General features: G+C 62.5%; 15 protein-coding genes. 10 read left to right on the top strand and 5 right to left on the bottom strand.

What is annotated here, in order from left to right; all coding sequences use genetic code 11:
* The first annotated feature begins 130 nt into the window (after positions 1-130).
* Together ACSW29_RS08270 and ACSW29_RS08265 are read left to right on the top strand one after the other, a co-directional pair.
* Positions 131-1,327 carry an FAD-binding oxidoreductase gene (locus tag ACSW29_RS08270; RefSeq protein ID WP_448277030.1) on the top strand — a complete coding sequence of 399 codons (1,197 nt, stop codon included), beginning with the start codon at positions 131-133 and terminating at the stop codon, positions 1,325-1,327.
* A 16-nt stretch (positions 1,328-1,343) separates the two neighbouring features.
* Entirely contained in the window at positions 1,344-2,090 is a 747-nt protein-coding gene (locus tag ACSW29_RS08265) for an FAD-binding oxidoreductase (protein ID WP_317828149.1), read from the top strand.
* 3 nt (positions 2,091-2,093) lie between these two features.
* On the opposite strand, the gene ACSW29_RS08260 is transcribed toward ACSW29_RS08265, so the two are convergent.
* Entirely contained in the window at positions 2,094-3,254 is a 1,161-nt protein-coding gene (locus tag ACSW29_RS08260) for a globin domain-containing protein (protein WP_448277029.1), read from the bottom strand.
* 235 nt (positions 3,255-3,489) lie between these two features.
* Between ACSW29_RS08260 and ACSW29_RS08255 the strand changes: the two genes are divergently transcribed.
* A complete protein-coding gene (locus ACSW29_RS08255) occupies positions 3,490-4,677 on the top strand; it encodes a nitric oxide synthase oxygenase (RefSeq protein ID WP_317828151.1) in 1,188 nt (395 codons plus the stop codon).
* A 6-nt stretch (positions 4,678-4,683) separates the two neighbouring features.
* On the opposite strand, the gene ACSW29_RS08250 is transcribed toward ACSW29_RS08255, so the two are convergent.
* Positions 4,684-6,087, bottom strand: a complete 1,404-nt coding sequence (locus ACSW29_RS08250) for a CitMHS family transporter (protein WP_448277028.1) — start codon at positions 6,085-6,087, stop codon at positions 4,684-4,686.
* A 92-nt stretch (positions 6,088-6,179) separates the two neighbouring features.
* Positions 6,180-7,187 carry a Bug family tripartite tricarboxylate transporter substrate binding protein gene (locus tag ACSW29_RS08245; RefSeq protein WP_448277027.1) on the bottom strand — a complete coding sequence of 336 codons (1,008 nt, stop codon included), beginning with the start codon at positions 7,185-7,187 and terminating at the stop codon, positions 6,180-6,182.
* Positions 7,188-7,355: 168 nt separating this feature from the next.
* On the opposite strand from ACSW29_RS08245, the gene ACSW29_RS08240 reads away from it, so the two are divergent.
* Positions 7,356-9,008, top strand: coding sequence for an ATP-binding protein (locus ACSW29_RS08240; protein WP_448277026.1), 1,653 nt, complete (start codon positions 7,356-7,358; stop codon positions 9,006-9,008).
* The gene (locus ACSW29_RS08235) at positions 9,005-9,688 is read left to right on the top strand and encodes a response regulator (protein ID WP_448277025.1); all 684 of its coding nucleotides are present in this window, start codon (positions 9,005-9,007) and stop codon (positions 9,686-9,688) included. The genes ACSW29_RS08240 and ACSW29_RS08235 overlap by 4 nt, the downstream gene beginning before the upstream one ends.
* A 24-nt stretch (positions 9,689-9,712) precedes the next feature.
* Here the strand turns inward: ACSW29_RS08235 and ACSW29_RS08230 are convergent, their stop codons facing one another.
* Positions 9,713-11,287 (bottom strand): AMP-binding protein, encoded by a 1,575-nt coding sequence (locus ACSW29_RS08230; protein ID WP_317828308.1) that lies wholly within the window; start codon positions 11,285-11,287, stop codon positions 9,713-9,715.
* Positions 11,288-11,509: 222 nt separating this feature from the next.
* Between ACSW29_RS08230 and ACSW29_RS08225 the strand changes: the two genes are divergently transcribed.
* From ACSW29_RS08225 to ACSW29_RS08205, 5 genes are all read left to right on the top strand, one after another.
* Positions 11,510-12,103 (top strand): hypothetical protein, encoded by a 594-nt coding sequence (locus tag ACSW29_RS08225; RefSeq protein ID WP_448277024.1) that lies wholly within the window; start codon positions 11,510-11,512, stop codon positions 12,101-12,103.
* Positions 12,104-12,229: 126 nt separating this feature from the next.
* On the top strand, positions 12,230-13,426 hold the full coding sequence (locus ACSW29_RS08220; protein ID WP_020906621.1) for a Rieske 2Fe-2S domain-containing protein: 1,197 nt from the start codon (positions 12,230-12,232) through the stop codon (positions 13,424-13,426).
* Positions 13,427-13,477: 51 nt separating this feature from the next.
* Positions 13,478-14,659, top strand: a complete 1,182-nt coding sequence (locus tag ACSW29_RS08215; protein WP_019749417.1) for an acyl-CoA dehydrogenase family protein — start codon at positions 13,478-13,480, stop codon at positions 14,657-14,659.
* Between the two features lie 39 nt (positions 14,660-14,698).
* On the top strand, positions 14,699-15,610 hold the full coding sequence (gene bphC, locus ACSW29_RS08210; RefSeq protein WP_029254739.1) for a biphenyl-2,3-diol 1,2-dioxygenase: 912 nt from the start codon (positions 14,699-14,701) through the stop codon (positions 15,608-15,610).
* 231 nt (positions 15,611-15,841) lie between these two features.
* Positions 15,842-16,624: an IclR family transcriptional regulator gene (locus ACSW29_RS08205; RefSeq protein ID WP_020968790.1), complete on the top strand. Its 783-nt coding sequence runs from the start codon at positions 15,842-15,844 to the stop codon at positions 16,622-16,624.
* A 1-nt stretch (position 16,625) separates the two neighbouring features.
* Here the strand turns inward: ACSW29_RS08205 and ACSW29_RS08200 are convergent, their stop codons facing one another.
* Complete coding sequence (locus ACSW29_RS08200; RefSeq protein WP_448277023.1) at positions 16,626-17,327, bottom strand: PadR family transcriptional regulator; 702 nt, start codon at positions 17,325-17,327, stop codon at positions 16,626-16,628.
* Positions 17,328-17,447: the final 120 nt, after the last annotated feature.

Below are 17,447 nucleotides of genomic sequence, written 5' to 3'. Positions count from 1 at the left end.
GCGACTGTGTCACTATGCTCAACGCGGACAAACTTGAGTCTATTCCGCTCAAGTTTGTTTTCGCCAGGCCGAGTTGGTTTCGTAGGTCACATTTTCGGCCGTACTAGAATTGTGGCGAGAGTTGCAGCTGGTGCGAAAGGGGGATGGATTGGATCCGACAGTGATCGCCCGTCTGCAATCCAGCCTCGATTCTCTGACCGACGACGAAGAGAGCCGTGCGCACTTCTCGGCCGTGTTCTACACCGGCCTCTTTGCGGAACATCCTCTGTACCGCTCATTGTTCCCGGCCGGGATGGAATCGCAGGGGCACCGTTTCTTCAGAGCGATCGAGTTCGTCGTCAAGAACCTCCCCCAGCATCGCCGGATCCGAAAGTTCCTCACCCAACTCGGCCGAGACCACCGTCGCTACGGTGTCGAGCGTGAGCACTACGAGGCCGCCGGCGTCGCTCTGAAGCGCGCGGTTCGGTCGATGTACGGAACCAGCGCGCACAGTCGCTACAAGTGGACACTGGAACTGGAGGACGCCTGGTCTCAGTTCACCGATCTCGTCGTCAGCACGATGGCCGACGGTGCCGAATCCGATACGTCCCCGGCGCTCTGGGGTGGGACCGTGGTCAGCCACGAACGAGTGCTCGACGATCTGGCGATAGTGCGACTCGAAGCCGACCCACCCATTCCGTACGGGGCGGGGCAATACCTCGGCGTTCAGATTCCCCAGCGCCCGAAAATGTGGCGGTACTACTCGCCGGCGATTCCGACCAACCCTTTCGGCCAGCTCGAGTTCCACATCCGCAAGGTGTCGGGAGGATGGGTCAGCCCCGCGATCGTCAGCGAAACCAACGTCGGTGACCGCTGGGTCATGTCCACTCCCCTCGGCGGTCTCGAGGTCGACTTCACCAGCGACCGCGACGTTCTCATGATCGGGTCCGGCACCGGCATCGCTCCACTGCGGGCCCAAGTGATGGAAATGTCTCAACGCGCGCACAACCCGCGCGTGCACCTCTTCGTCGGCGGCCGCTATCCGTGCGACCTCTACGACCTCGAAACCCTCTGGCACATCTCGCTCAGCAACCCGTGGTTGACCGTCGTACCGGTTTCCGAAGAACCCGAAAACCCTTGGTGGCACAACGGACCGGCGCTCGAACCACCCTTCGGAATGCACAGCCGGCTGATCGGACCGATCGGAAAAGTGGTCGCGCAGTTCGGCTCGTGGGCCGACCGTCAGGTGCAGATCTCGGGGTCACCGTCGATGATCAAGACAACCGTCTACGCCTTGCGTGCCGGCGGAACTCCGCTCGATCAGATCCGGCACGACCCGCTCTACTGACTACAGGAGAACTTTCATGGCCCAGCGAACCTGGTCGAGCACAGTCGTCGAACATCACCGTCTCCGTGAGGATCTGGCGGTTGTCCGCCTGGTCGGCGACGTCATCCCGTTCCGCCCCGGCCAGTACGTCGACGTCAGCGTTCCGCAGAATTCGCGGTTGCTCCGCCGACTCTCCCCCGCCCTGCCTCCCTCACACGACGGGAAGTTGGAGTTTCACGTCAAGACGGTTCCCGGAGGTTGGGTCAGCGGCTCGATAGTCAAGGACACCCAGCCTGGTGACGTCTGGCAGATCCTCGACCCGCGCGGCGATCTGTCGGTCGACGAGAACGGCCCCACCGTCATCATGGTCGCGGGCGGAACAGGTTTGGCCCCACTCCGCTCGATCATTCTCGATCTGGCTCAGACTCCGAACCCGCCGCAGGTGTACCTCTTCTTCGGCGGCCGAACGCTTCGTGATCTCTACGCAGCGGACATGCTGTGGCTACTCGCCGACCAGTTTCCGTGGTTGCAGCCGATTCCCGTCGTCGAAGATCTTTCCGACGGCGGCCCGCCCGACGGATGGTTCGACCGTTTGAACGTCGACATCGGATTCGGCGACGACCATCTCATCGAAGGCACACTCGCCGACGTCGTCGCGTCGTACGGTGCGTTCACCGAACATCAGGTCCTGGTGTGCGGATCAGCGGCCATGGTTCGATCGACGCGTGATCGATTGATCGAGGCCGGAACGCCGGCCGAGGTCATTCAGTTCGATCCTTACTGACGGTCAGTACGTCGGATCATTGCGAACGGTGTCGACGTCGATGCCCACTGCGCGAAGCCTGAATTTGGTGCTGTTGACCATGGATTCGCTGCCGACGACCTGAATGTCGTAGCCCGCCCAGTCCCCGAACGAGGTCACGACCTTGCCGACCTTGCCGGTGATGCGCCTGGACATTCCGATCGGGGGCAGCGGTTCCGGCTCGGTGTGCCACCACGGATTCTCGTCTTCTTCTGAGACCGGGATGATCGTGAGCCACGGGTGCTTCTCTGCCAGCTTCCACAGATGCGGAAGGTCGTAGAGATCGCACGGATGCTGTCCTGAGTAGAACAGTTGGACCTTGCGGGTGTTGCCGCGTCGGATCAGTTCGAGGATCTGTGCGCGCAGCGGAGCCACTCCGGTTCCCGACGCGATCATCAAAATGTCCTTGGAGTTCTCCGGAATCCCCAGGGCGCCGATGGGTGAACCGACCACCCAGGTGTCGCCGACCGCGGTCTGGTTCACCATGACCGGGCTGACCCACCCGCCGGTGACCTGGCGAACGTGGAACTCGAGGATTCCGGTCCCGTCGTACGGCGTGGCCGGCGAGAGGTAGCGCCACATCCGCGGCCTCGCGGCGACCTGCACGCTGACGTACTGACCGGCGCGGTACTCCATCGTCTGGTCGAGTTGCAGCCTGACGACGGCGACGCCCTTGATGGCCGGGCGGCATTCGATGACGGCGGCGCTCCAGGCGGGCGGGCCGTCCTCCGCGTTGGCGGCGTCCATCATCGCTGCCGAGATGATCGCGAGCGCGTTACGCCACGCGCTGTCCACCTCGTCGGTCCACATTTCGGCGCCACCGAAGGTCTCGAGTGCTTCGATCAAGGCATTGCCGACTGCCGTGTAGTGCTCGTCGGTGACGCCGTACTTACGGTGATCGCGACCGAGCTGCGCGAGGTACTCGAGTATCGCGTCGGACTCGTCGAGGCGTTCGACGACGTGAGCGATAGCGCTGACAAGCCGATCACGCTGCACATCCATTGATGCCGGAAAGAACTCCCGGGTTTCGGGCGATCGAGCGAACAGGATCGAATAGAAGGTACGGGCGAGCCGTTCCGGACCATCTTCTACCGCAGTGACGGATTTGAAGCTCGACCGGACCAGAGAGATTGCTTGCGAATCCACGCTCATCCTCGTCCCGACTAGACGCGGCAAGACCCGCCGCGGAATTTCGTCTGCAGCTTATGTCACAAATGTCTGACTCGTAAATCATTCTGGACAAGTGTCACAATGCGACCCCATTTCGCGGTGTGACCGTCCCTTTCTTATTCTTGCGTGCAAGATAAACAAGAGCTTCGACACTCTCGATCGCCGAGCTAACGTTCAGCGAAATCTCAACCAGCCAAACAGGAGTCGTGCCGTGGATTTTGTTCGACAGGACGAATTGCCCACCGATAGCGGGCTTACGTCCCAGATCGCCTCCACTACCCCGACGCTGACCGAGCTTCAACGTCGGGAACTCGAGTGCGTCGAATTTTTCGACTCTCCGGAACTGGGCCACCTCCCGACGGCTCGACGGCGCGAGGCCTTGCGTGAGCTCCATCGGAGCGGCACCTACACGCACACAGCGGAGGAATTGCTCGTCGGCGCCAAACTCGCCTGGCGAAACCACGCCAGGTGCGTCGGTCGCGCACATTGGCGGACCCTCAAACTCATCGACGCGCGCGACGCCGTCACGGCTTCCTCTCTCGCAGAAGCATGCTGGGAGCACCTGCGGCTGTCGACCAACCGCGGCGCTCTGCAGTCGGTCGTGACGGTCGGGCCACTTCCACGCGAGGACGGCCAGGAGTACCGCATCCTCAGCCCGCAACTGATCCGCTACGCCGGCTACCGGCAACCAGATGGCACCATCTTGGGCGACCCTTGGCACGTCGATCTGACCGCTCAGGTCACCGCGATGGGATGGAAGGGCGCCGGTACACCGTTCGACGTTCTCCCCGTACTGATTTCGGTTCCCGACGAACCCCTGCAGTACTTCGACGTCCCGACCGACCTCGTTCTCGAGGTCGAGATCGAGCATCCCGAATACAGCTGGTTCGCTGATCTGGGGCTGAAGTGGCATGCCGTTCCCGCGGTCTCGGACATGAACCTCGACATCGGCGGAATCGTGTATCCCTGCACCCCGTTCAGCGGTTGGTACGTCAGCACCGAGGTCGGCGCCCGTAACTTCAGCGACGGTGATCGCTACAACATGTTGCCCACCATCGGAGCGATGATGGAACTCGACATGAGCCACGACCGCACGCTCTGGAAGGATCGTGCACTGGTCGAACTGAACCGCGCAGTTATTCACAGCTACCGCAAGGCCGGCGTCATCATGGTCGACCACCACACTGTCGCAAAACAATTCATCGATCACATCGCGCGTGAGGACAAGGCCGGGCGCAAGTGCCCCACCGACTGGTCGTGGGTGAACCCGCCCATGTCCAGCTCGCTCACACCGACGTTCCACCGCCTGTACGACGAGCCCGATCTCGACATCCGGCCCAACTTCGTGACGAAAAAGAAGAAGGGCACCGACCAAGGCCGGTGCCCCTTCCACAACTGATCGCGCTCAGAAGGGGATCTGCCCCAATCCGACGCCGACCACGAGCATCGTGATCGAGATCAGGCCGGCTCGCCATAGAACCTTCTTGTGGTGATCCGCCAGGGACACGCCGGCGAGTGTGACCAGCAGCAGGATCGCCGGGACCAGCGGGCTCTGCATGTGCACGGCCTGCCCGGTGATCGAGGCGCGCGCCATCTCAACCGGCTCGATTCCGTACTGCGCTGCCGTCTCGGACAGCACCGGGAGCACACCGAAGTAGAACGCGTCGTTGGTCATGAAGAACGTGAGCGGAATGCTCAGGACGCCCGTGATGACGGCGAGGTGCGGGCCCATCGCGTCGGGGATGACCTGCAGCAGCCACTCTGCCATCGCCTCGACCATGCCGGTTCCCTGGAAAACGCCGGTCAGCACGGCTGCTGCCAGCACCATCGCGACCACCGAGACGATGCTCGACGAATGGCGTGCGATTGCTTCACCCTGATCCTTGACCGCCGGGAAATTCACCGCGAGAGCGATCGACGACGCAATCATGAACAGCACCGGAATGGGCAGGATGTCCATCACGAGCACAACCAGAAGGATCGTCGTGAGCGCTGCGTTGAACCAGAGCAGCTTCGGCCGCAAGGTGTCACGCCCGGGGGCAAGTCCGTCGATGAAGCGTCCGGTGTCGCCGCCGCCGTCCGCGGGCTCATTCGAGCCGCCGGTGCCGGCGCTTCCGGTGCTTCCGGTGCTTCCGGTGCTGGAACTTCCACCGTTCCCGACTTTTTCGAGGATGCGCTCAGAAGTCAGGACCAAAGTCCCGATCCTTCGGCGCTCCATGATCCCGAGGTGAATCGCGAACCCGAGAACCATGATCAGGCCGACGATCAATGACGGCACCATCGGGACGAAGACGTCGGAAGGAGAGAGTCCCAGTGCGCTCGCTGCCCGGACGGTCGGGCCACCCCACGGAATGATGTTCATCGTCGCGTTCGACAGGCCGGCGATCACCGTCAGGACGACGGGACTGACACCGAGTTTGAGGTAGAGCGGGAGCAGCGCGGAGGTCACGATGATGAAGGTCGTCGAACCGTCTCCGTCCAGCGAGACCACCATCGCGAGCACTGCGGTTCCGACGACGAGCCGCATCGGATCGTCACGCACCATCCGCAGGATGAGCTTGACCAGCGGATCGAAGAGGCCGACGTCGATCATGATTCCGAAGAAGATGATCGCGAAGAACAACAGCGCCGCGGTGGGTGCGAGCGACTTGATGCCGTCGGTGATCATGTCACCGATTCCGAGGCCGGCCCCGGCGAGTAGTCCGAAGGCCACCGGAACCAGAGTCAGTCCCACCACCGGGGTCGCGCGTTTGGTGAGGATCAGGAACATGAACACCGCAACCATGAGGAAGCCGAGTGTGACGAGCATGATGAACTCCTTTTGTGCTGAATTGCCGAGAAAAACGGCACGGCAAATCGAGCCGGTGACCTTCGTGGAGGTGAAACGAAACTTCGTTGTGCTTAGTTGATGCCGGGTGGATCGAGTGTTGCGTCGACGAACCGGGATTGATCGGCGAGGAATGCGGAGAACTCGGGTTCGGTGAGAACTGCACTGTTCCAACCGTTTCGGCGAGACAGCTCGTTCCACCGCGGGCTCGCCGCCAGATCCCGCACCAAATTCTGCAAGTGCTGACGCTGATCGTCCGTCAGGCCCGCCGGCGCCATGAGCCCGCGCCAATTGGTGAACGTGACGTCGACTCCCGACTCCGCCATGGTCGGTGCATCCACCGCCGGAGTGCGCTCCGGCGAACTGACCGCAAGGACCCGAACCGTGCCTGCCGCAATCTGATCCAGGTACTCCCCGATACCCGTAGCGGCGACGTCGACCTGCCTGGTGAGCAGTGCGGGAAGCAGTTCTCCGCCGCCGTCGTAGATCCGGTACGGGGAACGCGACGGATCGACACCGACCGCGCGGGCGAACAGAAGGCGGAACAACCCGTCCGGTCCACCTTCACTCGAACCACCGCCGATCGAGATCGACGACGGATCCGCCACCCAGGCCTGCATCAGATCGGCGAGAGATTTGTACCGTGAATCTGCTGGAACCAGTAGCGCTTCGGGTTCTTCGACCAGTCTCGCAATCGGCGTCACGTCGGCAAGTGTGTGCTCGGACGGAAGTATCTCGAGCGAACCGAGAACTCCGAGTCCCATGACCATGAGTAAGTCGGGGTTTCCGCGTTCGAGAGCCAACCGGTTGAGTCCGACGATGCCGCCCGATCCGGGCAGCACAACGACGTCGGCGTCGACGGTTCCTTCGTCGGCAAGTGCCTGCACCATGGTCCGGGCGGTCAGGTCGTAACCACCACCGGCCACCGAGGGCACCAGTACGCGCAGTTCTTCGGAACTCTCACCCGCACGGCCACCGGCAAAGAAGGACTCGACCGGAGCGCATCCGGTCGAGAGCACGAGAGTCATCGCGCAGGCACCGAGCAGGGCGATATGCCTGCTCAGCCGCTTCGATGCGCCCATGGCGTCGTCCTTGTCTGTTGGCTGCCTGCTGGTAGCGATGTGTGAACAGGTTTCATACTGACGCACTTTGTGACTGGGGTCACCATTGGGAAAGCAGATTGATTTGTGCTCATTGTGCTCACGAACGGCCGCTTTCCCGGCATCGAACTGAAGGCTAGGGTCTGGCTGGTGTCCTCAGGAAACGTGCAAGCAGAGCGAGAGCGCAAGTCGCCTCTGCGGGCGCGCCTGCGTCGGCGCCGGCACACTCTGGCGACACAACTTCTCGAACTGCAACTTCTGATTGTCGTTGCGGTTCTCGTGTGCGTCACTGCCCTCTCTCTCGCGCAGTCGTCTGCGAGTTTCCAACGCGAGGAGGGACGTCGCGCTCTCTCGGCAGCTGAATCGCTCGCAGCCAATCCGGCAGTACGCGAACTGCTCCCCCAGGCTCAGACCCGCCTCCGCTCCGGACTACAGGGTTCGGTCGACTCGGTGCGCGCCATCTCGGGTGTCACCTACGTCTCGCTTGCCGATGCCGACGGCGGTATCGTGATTTCGACGCGTCCCGGCGATGTCGGCATCGGCGCACGTCAGACAGAAGATCGGTCTTGGACGGGTTTGGTCGACACCCCCTCCGGCAGGGCCGTGGAGGCGCACGTTCCGATCCTCGGCAGTGAAGGAGCGATTACCGGAACCGCGATCGTCGGCATCGAGTACCCCTCGATCTGGACGCGGCTAGGGCAGTCGGCGCCGAATCTCCTGGTGTACCTCGCGGTGGCCTCACTTCTCGGCGGTGTCGGGTCGATCCTGTTGGCCCGCAGGGTCAAACGGCAGACCCTCGGCATGGAGGCCGGCGAGATCCTGGACCTGGTTCGCCAACGCGAGGCAATGCTGCGCGGCCTCAAGGAAGGCGTCATCGCATTCGACGCGCAGGGAAAAGTGGTGCTGATGAGCGACAGTGCCCACCAACTCCTCGACATCCCACGCGGCAGTGCCGGCAGATCGGTGCGGGACCTCGGTCTCGACGACCGCCTCCAGAGTGTACTGACTTCCGGCACAACCGAATCCGATCAGTTAGTTCTTGTTGGCGATCGCTTGCTCGTCCTCAACACCGTCTTGGTCGAATCGAAGGGCCGCACCATCGGGTCGGTCACCACTTTCCGCGACCGCACCGAATTGCGCTCTGTGGAAGAAGAACTCGACGTGACCAAAACCAGCACCGACGCACTACGCGCTCACATCCACGAGTTCGACAATCAACTGCACACCATCTCCGGCCTCATCCAGCTCGGCGAATACGACGAGGTGGTCGGCTACGTCGAGGGTCTGACCATGGAGCGCGCGCAGGTCAGCGCGACCGTGACCGAGAAGATCGCCGACGTCGGCACCGCCGCACTCGTGATCGCCAAGATAGGCGCCGCTGCACAGGGGTTGGTCACGGTCGAGCTGGCGCCGGACACACATCTGGAGACGGTGGACCGCAGACTCGGACGAGATCTCGTGACGGTGGTCGGAAACCTCGTCGACAACGCCGTCGACGCCGTCGGTGAGATGCCGGAAGCCTCGCGCCGCAGGGTTCGGTTGTCGATTCGAGACCGTGGCACCGCCGTCGAAGTGCGGGTCGAGGACGCCGGCCCCGGTATCGCGCCGGAGAATCGCGACAGAGTGTTCGGCCAAGGTTGGAGCACCAAGGGACAATCGAGTGACGGACACGGTTTCGGCTTGGCGCTGGTACGCCTGACGTGTCGTCGGCGAGGCGGAGACGTCACCGTAAACACTCGTTCGGCAGAAGGCATCGAGTGGACTGTCTTCACTGCAGTCCTGCACGACGGAGAGGGCGCATGATCCGGGTACTGGTGGTCGACGACGACTTCATGGTCGCAAAGGTGCACAGCGGATTCGTCTCGCGGATAGACGGTTTCGAAGTGTGCGGCGTTGCCCATTCGGCCGAGGCCGCACTGACCGCAGTCGGCGAATTGCAACCCGACCTGGTGCTTCTCGACGTGCACCTGCCCGGCACCACCGGACTCGATCTGATCGCCCCGTTTCGCGAGCTGGCACCGGAGCTGGATGTTCTTGTCATCACGAGTGAGCGCGAGGCGGGCTCGGTCAAGAAGGCACTGCGCAGCGGCGTCGTGCATTACCTGATGAAGCCATTCACGTTCGAGGTTCTCCGTGAGCGTCTCGAGCGGTACCGATCGACGTACGCGAACCTCGACAGCATCGGCGAAGCAGAACAGGGAGCGGTGGACGAGGCTTTCGGCGTGGCCGGTGGCGCGACAGGAGCGTCGTCTCTCAAGGGTCTACCGAAAGGACTCAGTCCCGAGACCCTTCAGCTGGTCGAGACAGCACTACGAGACGAATCCGAACCCGCTTCGGCTACAGACATTTCCGAGAGGGTCGGCATCTCACGGGCGAGCTCGAGGCGCTACCTCGAATACCTCTACGAAACCGGGCGGTCCACCACTTCGCTGAAGTATGGAGTGGTGGGCCGCCCGGAACGTCGTTACGTCTGGAAACGCTGACCCTTCGCTACACGACGCTGGTTCCTAGACCGCGCGGGCGCTGGTCTCCCAGTACCTCGCGCGCAGTGCCTTCTTGTCCAGCTTGCCCAGCGGCGTCAGCGGAAGGGAATCCACGAAGTCGATGCTCTTGGGAGCGTGAACCGACCCCTTGGCCGCCTTGACTTTCTCGACCAGCTCCTCGGTGTCGACGGTCAGTCCGGCACGAAGTACGACGCAGGCCTTGACGGCTTCACCCCACTTGTCGTCGGGCACACCGACTACCGCCACCGAAGCGACGGACGGGTGCGACGAGATCACGTCCTCGATCTCGCGCGGGAACACGTTGAAACCACCGGTCACGATCATGTCCTTCTTGCGATCGACGATGGACATGAACCCGTCCTTGTCCTTACGCGCGATGTCGCCGGTGTGCAGCCAACCGCCACGGAACGCCTCGGCGGTCTCGGCCGGCTTCTTCCAGTACCCCTTCATGATCAGCGGACCACGGACACAAATCTCACCGAGTTCTCCCTGCGGCACCTCGTTCAGGTCGTCGTCGAGCAGCCGGACGTCGAGCCACGGCACCGGACGCCCACAAGTGGCGAGGCGGGCCGGATCGTCGGCGAGGTGTTCTTCCTTGCGCAGCACCGAAATTGTCATGCCGCACTCGGTCTGACCGTAGAACTGGAAGAAAATCTGACCGAACTTCTTGATGCCCTCCTGCAACCTGGCTGGAGACATCGCGGACGCTCCGTAGAACAGCGTCTGCAAACTCGAGACGTCCCGCTTGGGCAGATCCGGGTGATCCATGAGCATGTAGATCATGGTGGGCACCAACATGGTTGCCGTGATCTTGTGCTTCTCGATCGCTTCGAGCACAGCACCTGGTTCGAAGGCAGGCAGGACGATCAACGCACCGCCGCGCAGCAAGGTCGGGATGAAGAACGCTGCACCTGCATGTGAGAGTGGCGTGCAGATGAGGAAGCGGTTGTCCTCGGGCCACTGCCACTCCGACATCTGGATCTGATTGAGCGCTGCACCCGAACGGAAGGATCCGACAACACCTTTGGGCTTGCCGGTCGTTCCGCCGGTGTAGACCATGCTGCTGGCGTCTTCTGCGTCGACACGCGCTGCCTTCAGCGGCGCGGGCTCGAACGTTGCAGCCAGCGCGAGGATGTCGATTCCCACCTCGGACGGACCCATCGAGAGCACGTTGGTCAACGAGGGTGACGACGCCTTCAACTCGGCGGCACGCTCTTCGAAGGCGTTGGGATCGAAGATGAGGGTCTCGATCTCGGCGTCGTCGACGATGTACTTGTGGTCGTCGAGCGATCCCATCGGGTTCAAGGCGCTCGCCCGGCAGCCGGTGATCATGGTCGCGCCCATGCTGATCAGTACCTCGGGGCGATTCTTCGACAGCATCGCGGTGCTGGTGCCCTGAGTGATTCCCAAAGACGCGAGAGCCTGGGCGAAGCAGCTGATCTGATCGCGCATCTGACCGCCGGTGAGGATCACGTCGCCGAGGTACAGCGCGGGCTTGTCGTGATTGCGTTCCAGAGCGGTGATGAGCAGGTCCGGACCGTATACCGGTCGGTGCAGGTCAGCGAACTCGTCTGTCATCTGGTCTTCCTTCTGCTCGGCGCGTGCAGTCATCGAGATGTGCTCCCGGTCACGGATACGATATCCAGAATTGCACAAAACTGGAACAGGTTCCACCTCTTCGATCGAATCCGAGAATGCTCCCGATCAGCGGGAAGCCCGTCGTCACCCGCCAGAGCGGTGGTTAGCGTCGATGTACCCACCGAGACGACAGCGTCTCGGTCGCGTCCAACGGAGAGTGTCATGACTACCAACCTCGGTACCGCCCACTTCACGGCATCTGCTCCCCGCACGGCCACCACGCTCCTCTCCGATTTCGACTCGTTGTACGGCACCGTGCGATCGGCACCCGACGGGTCCGTCGTCGAACAGGACGTCGTGTTCTTCGGCCGGCCTGATCCGGGCGCACTGCTCACCGGATCCGTAAGGCCGCTGGGCTCGACGCTCGAACGGATCACCGAATACCACGACCAGACCGGGCATCTGGTGGCCGAGGTCTTCGTCCGGGAAGCCCCGACAGCGGGCACAGGAACCGATTCCGTTGCTGCCCTTGCTGATTTCGCCGCTCGTCGTTACGGCTCCGCGTCGCTACGACGGTTTCGCGGACGCTGCACCGCGACTTCCGCGGGAGCAGATCTGAACTGCTCCGTGACGGTGCTCGCCACATACGAGAAGGACCACGAGAGCGTCGCCGACGTAGCTCTGGTCGCCACCGATCCCGCTGGGGTTGTCACCGCTCGGGCCTGGGCGACTCTCGCCGTCGACAATGCTGCGACTTACGCGATCGACGACGCGGCGACTTACGCGATCGACAACGCGGCGACACTCGCGAGCTGAATCTCTGCAGGTCACCGAGCAGGTGTTCCATCCAGCGGGAACTGCCGTATCTCCAGAGGACGCTTCGTCGTTGTATGAGACGGATCACATCACTGGAGCGTCGCAAGACGCGGCTCGGAGGAAGACATGGCACTCGGAACCGGCCCACTCACCACTACGGACGCCTCGACGCAGTCGGGCGCCGGCGAGGAAATTCGAGAAATCGAAGCGGCAGCGCCCCCGGCGCGGTTCGCGCGTGGATGGCACTGCCTCGGACTGAGCAATACCTATCGCGACGGTCAGCCCCACCAGATCGAGGCATTCGGCACCAGCCTCGTCGTCTTCGCCGACAGCAAGGGCGACATCAAGATTCTCGACGCCTACTGCCGCCACATGGGTGGCAACCTCGCTCACGGAACCGTCAAGGGCGATTCGATCGCCTGCCCGTTCCACGACTGGCGTTGGGGCGGTAACGGAAAATGTACGGCGATCCCCTACGCACGACGCGTTCCGCCGCTGGCCAAGACGCGGGCGTGGACCACACTCGAGAAGAACGGTCAGCTGTTCGTCTGGCACGATCCCCAGGGAAATCCCCCGCCCGCCGAGGTCACAATTCCCGACATTGAGGGCTTCGGAAGCGATGAGTGGAGCGACTGGAGCTGGAACACGCTCACCATCGAAGGCTCTCATTGCCGCGAGATCGTGGACAACGTCGTGGACATGGCCCACTTCTTCTACGTTCACTACTCGTTCCCCAAGTACTTCAAGAACATCTTCGAAGGTCACGTCGCGAGCCAGTACATGGAATCGGTGGGACGTGAGGACATCATCAGCGGCACCAACTACGGCGATCCCAACGCTGTTCTTCGTTCGGATGCTTCGTATTTCGGTCCGTCGTACATGATCGACTGGATCAAGAGCGAAGCCAACGGGCAGATCATCGAGACCGTCCTGATCAACTGCCACTACCCGATCTCGAACAATGCGTTCGTCCTGCAGTACGGCGCGATGGTCAAGAAACTACCCGGTATGGACGACGAGTCCACTGCCGCGATGGCAGCGCAGTTCACCGAGGGCGTCGAGATGGGATTCCTTCAGGACGTGGAGATCTGGAAGAACAAAGCCCCGATCGACAACCCGCTGCTCTCGGAGGAGGACGGCCCGGTTTACCAGTTGCGGCGCTGGTACAACCAGTTCTACACCGACGTCGAGAACGTCACGGAAGACATGACGAAGCGCTTCGAATTCGAGATCGACACCACCCGCGCAGTGGAGAGCTGGAAGCGGGAAGTCGCCGAAAACGTTGCCGCACGCGACGCCCAGGCGCTCGAGACCACCTCCTGATCCGCAGCCGAAAACACTGCTGAGACAAACTGACTGGATGCAAGGAACAACATGACGTACGAAGTGCTCGAACAGATCAACGCGATGGCCGACGACATCTTCGCCGAAGGCATCGAGGCCGAGCGGATCGGCCGGGTGGCCGACGACACCGCAAAGAAGATGAAGGCAATCGGTTCCATCCGCATGCTGCAGCCCAAGGAGCATGGCGGCATGGAGGCGCATCCGCGCGAATTCGCCGAAACCGTCATGCGCATGGCTTCACTGAACCCGTCGGCCGGCTGGGTCCACGGGATCGTCGGAGTTCACCCGTGGCAACTTGCGTTCGCGGATCCCAAGGTGCAGCAGGAGATCTGGGGATCCGATCCCGACACCTGGATGGCATCGCCGTACATGCCCGGCGGAATGTGTATCCCCACCGACGGCGGCTACAAGTTCTCCGGTCGCTGGCAGTTCTCCTCCGGCACCGACCATTGCGACTGGGCATTCCTCGGCGCGATGGCGTGTGACAAGGACGGCAACATGGAGATGCCGCCGCGCATGCTCCATGTGATCATTCCGCGCACCGACTACGAGATCATCGAAGACTCGTGGGATGTCATGGGACTTCGCGGCACCGGCTCCAAGGACCTCGTAGTCAAGGATGCGTACGTCCCCGATTACCGCGTCATGGACTGCGACGAGGTCATCGACGGCACGGCAGTGCGCAAGTACGGGCGCACCGAAACGCTGTACCTGATGCCATGGTCGAACATGTTCCCCCTCGGCATCACCGCCGCCACGATCGGCATCTGTGAGGGAATGCTCTTCCACGCCAACGAGTACCAGGCCGATCGCATCAATGCACAAGGCACGGCGGTCAAGGACGACCCGTACACCTTGTTCGCAATCGGTCAGGCGACTGCCGACATCCGGGCCGCGCGCGACACCCTGCTTGCCAACGTCGACCGCATGTGGGATCGAGTGGACGCCGGCAAGGAAGTGACCTTCGAGCAGCGCGCCGAGGGACGTCAGACTCAGGTGCAGGCCGCCTGGCGCGCGATCAACGCGATCGATCAGGTCTACCCACGCTGCGGCGGCAACGCACTGCGGATGGACAAGCCGCTTCAGCGATTCTGGCGCGACGCTCACGCTGGGCAGCACCACGCAATTCACGTACCGGGCACCGTATTCCACGCCGCCTCACTGAGCCGCCTCGGCGCCGACCCGCAGGGACCGCTGCGGGCGATGATCTGATCAGACTTCGACACAAGAAATCGACAGGAACCAGACACGATGACACACACTGACATCAAGGGACTTGGCTACGTCAAGATCTCGACCAACGACATGGCACGTTGGCGCACTTTCGCTTTCGACGTTCTCGGCTTCGCCAAGGGCAGTGGGCCGGACGAGAACGCACTGTACCTGCGGCTCGACGAGCGGGCTGCGCGCATCGTCGTCGTCGAAGGTGAGCGCGACGAGATCGTCAACATCGGTTGGGAGGTCGCCGATCACGCCGCACTGCGCCGTGTCCAGGAGGCCCTCGAAAAGAACGGCACCGAGGTGGAGCAGCTTTCGCTCGCCGAAGCGGATGCTCGACGGGTCGAAGAGGTCATCGCGTTCACCGATCCCGGTGGAGCAGCCATCGAGGTCTTCCACGGAGCGATCCTCGACCACAGCCCCGTGGTGACGCCCTTCGGCGCTCGATTCGTCACCGGCGCACAGGGTCTCGGCCACGTCGTGCTCCCGGTGATGGACAGTGCTGCGAGCTTCGACTTCTACACCGAGGTGCTCGGCTTCTACCCGCGCGGCGCCTTCCGCCTGCCGGCCCCGCCCGAATTCGGGCCGCTGCGAATCCGTTTCATGGGCGTCAACGAGCGTCACCACAGCTTGGCCCTGTGCCCGGCACCACACGGCGGCGCACCCGGCTTGATTCACATCATGGTCGAGGTCGACACCCTCGACGCCGTCGGCCAGGCACTCGACCGAGTGATGAAGGACGGATTCTCCGTGTCGTCGACCCTGGGTCGTCACACCAACGACAAGATGATCTCCTTCTACGTCCGCGCACCAGGCGGCTGGGACATCGAGTTCGGCACCGAGGGCGCGAAGGTGGATCAGGACTCGTACTCCTCCGAGGAGATCACCGCTGACAGCTACTGGGGCCACGACTGGTCCGGAAGCGAACCGCTGGCAGCTATGTAGTACCTGCCGGTGACGATGTAGTACCTGCCGGTGACGATGTAGTACCTGCCGGTAGTAAACCGACGAGGGGGCTTGCGCGAGCATTCGCGCAAGCCCCCTCGTCGTTTCCACCGTGACGCGCCCGAAAACAGACCGGTGATCCACTTCACAAATCCATAACTCTATGACACTATTTCTAATTGAAATAGCCAGTTCACTGGTTGTGGAGCTCTAAGAGAAGTGAGGTACACGATGACACTGCAGGCTGTGGATGCTTTAGGCGCCGATTCGGCCCCGACAGCAATTCTTGATCGCGTCTCGCTGGTTCTCGACGCCTTCGACGGTCCCGGCAGGTTGACGCTCGCTCAGGTCGTTCGGAGCACGGGCCTGCCCCGCTCGTCTGCCCACCGCATGCTCGAACGTCTCGTCTCGATGCGTTGGCTGCGTCGCGACGGCCGCGACTACGAACTCGGTATGCGTCTTGTCGAGCTGGGATCGCTCGCGGTTCATCAAGACCGGCTCCACGCTGCAGCCATGCCGCTTCTCCACGAGCTCTACCGCGTCACCGGCTTCGTGGTTCACCTTGGCATCCTCGACGGGCCCGATGTGGTCTACATGGAGAAGATCGGCGGACGCCTCGCAGCTGCGGTACCGACGCGTGTCGGTGGTCGACGCCGCGCCGAGACCACTGCGATCGGTCAGGCACTGCTCGCGTTCGGTTCGCCGAAGTCCTCAGGCTACGCACTGCCCCACCTCGCCAGGATTCGCGAATCAGGGGTTGCATTCGAAACCGGAAACGGCCTACCGGGATTCAGCTGTCTCGCGGCACCGATCGGCCCCATCGGCCGCGCTGTTGCCGCAGTATCCATCTGCGCGCCATCGAAGGCTCTCCGACTCGACCACGTCAGCGCAGCGCCGGTTCGGATGGCGGCCGCTGCCATTTGGCGAGGCATCGACGGCGGATCGCTTAGCGTCACTCCAACTTTGCAGCGTCGCCACCTGCTGCGCAACATGCCCACCGCAGCCGGGGCGTGACTCAGATATTCGAGCCGTTGCCGGTGAGACCGGCTTGCTCGAGCGCCAACACGTACTCCTCGACGTTCTTCCATCTGCCAGGCGTCGAGGGCAACGGTGATCCCAGTCGGTCATGCTCGGCGACGTTCGCATACTCGGCGGATGCACGATCGATGTCTTCGAGTAGTTCGCGAGCAAGTTCGATCTCGGCTCGGAAGTACCGTTCCGACCATCGCAACGTCATGACCGGGAACGACCAGGCCGGCTCGTTCTCGGCATGATCTGCGTGGAGTTTCGCGCGTCGAATCTGTTCTTCGACGTTGGCGATGTGGGCTTCCACCAGTGCCTTCAGTCGCTCGGGTTCGTTGAGGTGCCCCATCCACAGACGCAACATCACGCCGTGCTTGAGCACCGGCACCTCCACCGGCGCCTCCCGTGACCACGTCCGGACGGCGTCGGTTCCCGACTGTGTAATGGAGTAGAGGCGCTTTCCCCGCACCCCTGGTTCGGAAACGACCCGAGACTCCACGAATCCGATGCTTTCGAGCTTCTTCAGCTCTGCGTAGACCTGGCTGATGGACGGGCTCCAGTAGAAGAAGCCGACGCTCCAGTCAGCCCACTTCTTCAGATCGTTTCCGGTCAGTTCCTCCCCGAACGTGAGCATTCCGAGCACTGCCCAGCTGGTAGCGGGAAGTCCTCGGGACACGTCATCAGGTTCGGACATGCCCGAAGTCTAACAATCACTGGTGATTTGCTGGTTTCGTAGAATCCGAACGGACCGCTGAGCGGGATCAAATTTGCCCGAGACCCCTCCACCTGACACTCGGTCGGTCCGCACCCGTGC

The organism is Rhodococcus sp. GB-02, assembly GCF_053470465.1.
This window is presented reverse-complemented; position numbering and strand designations above follow the sequence as displayed.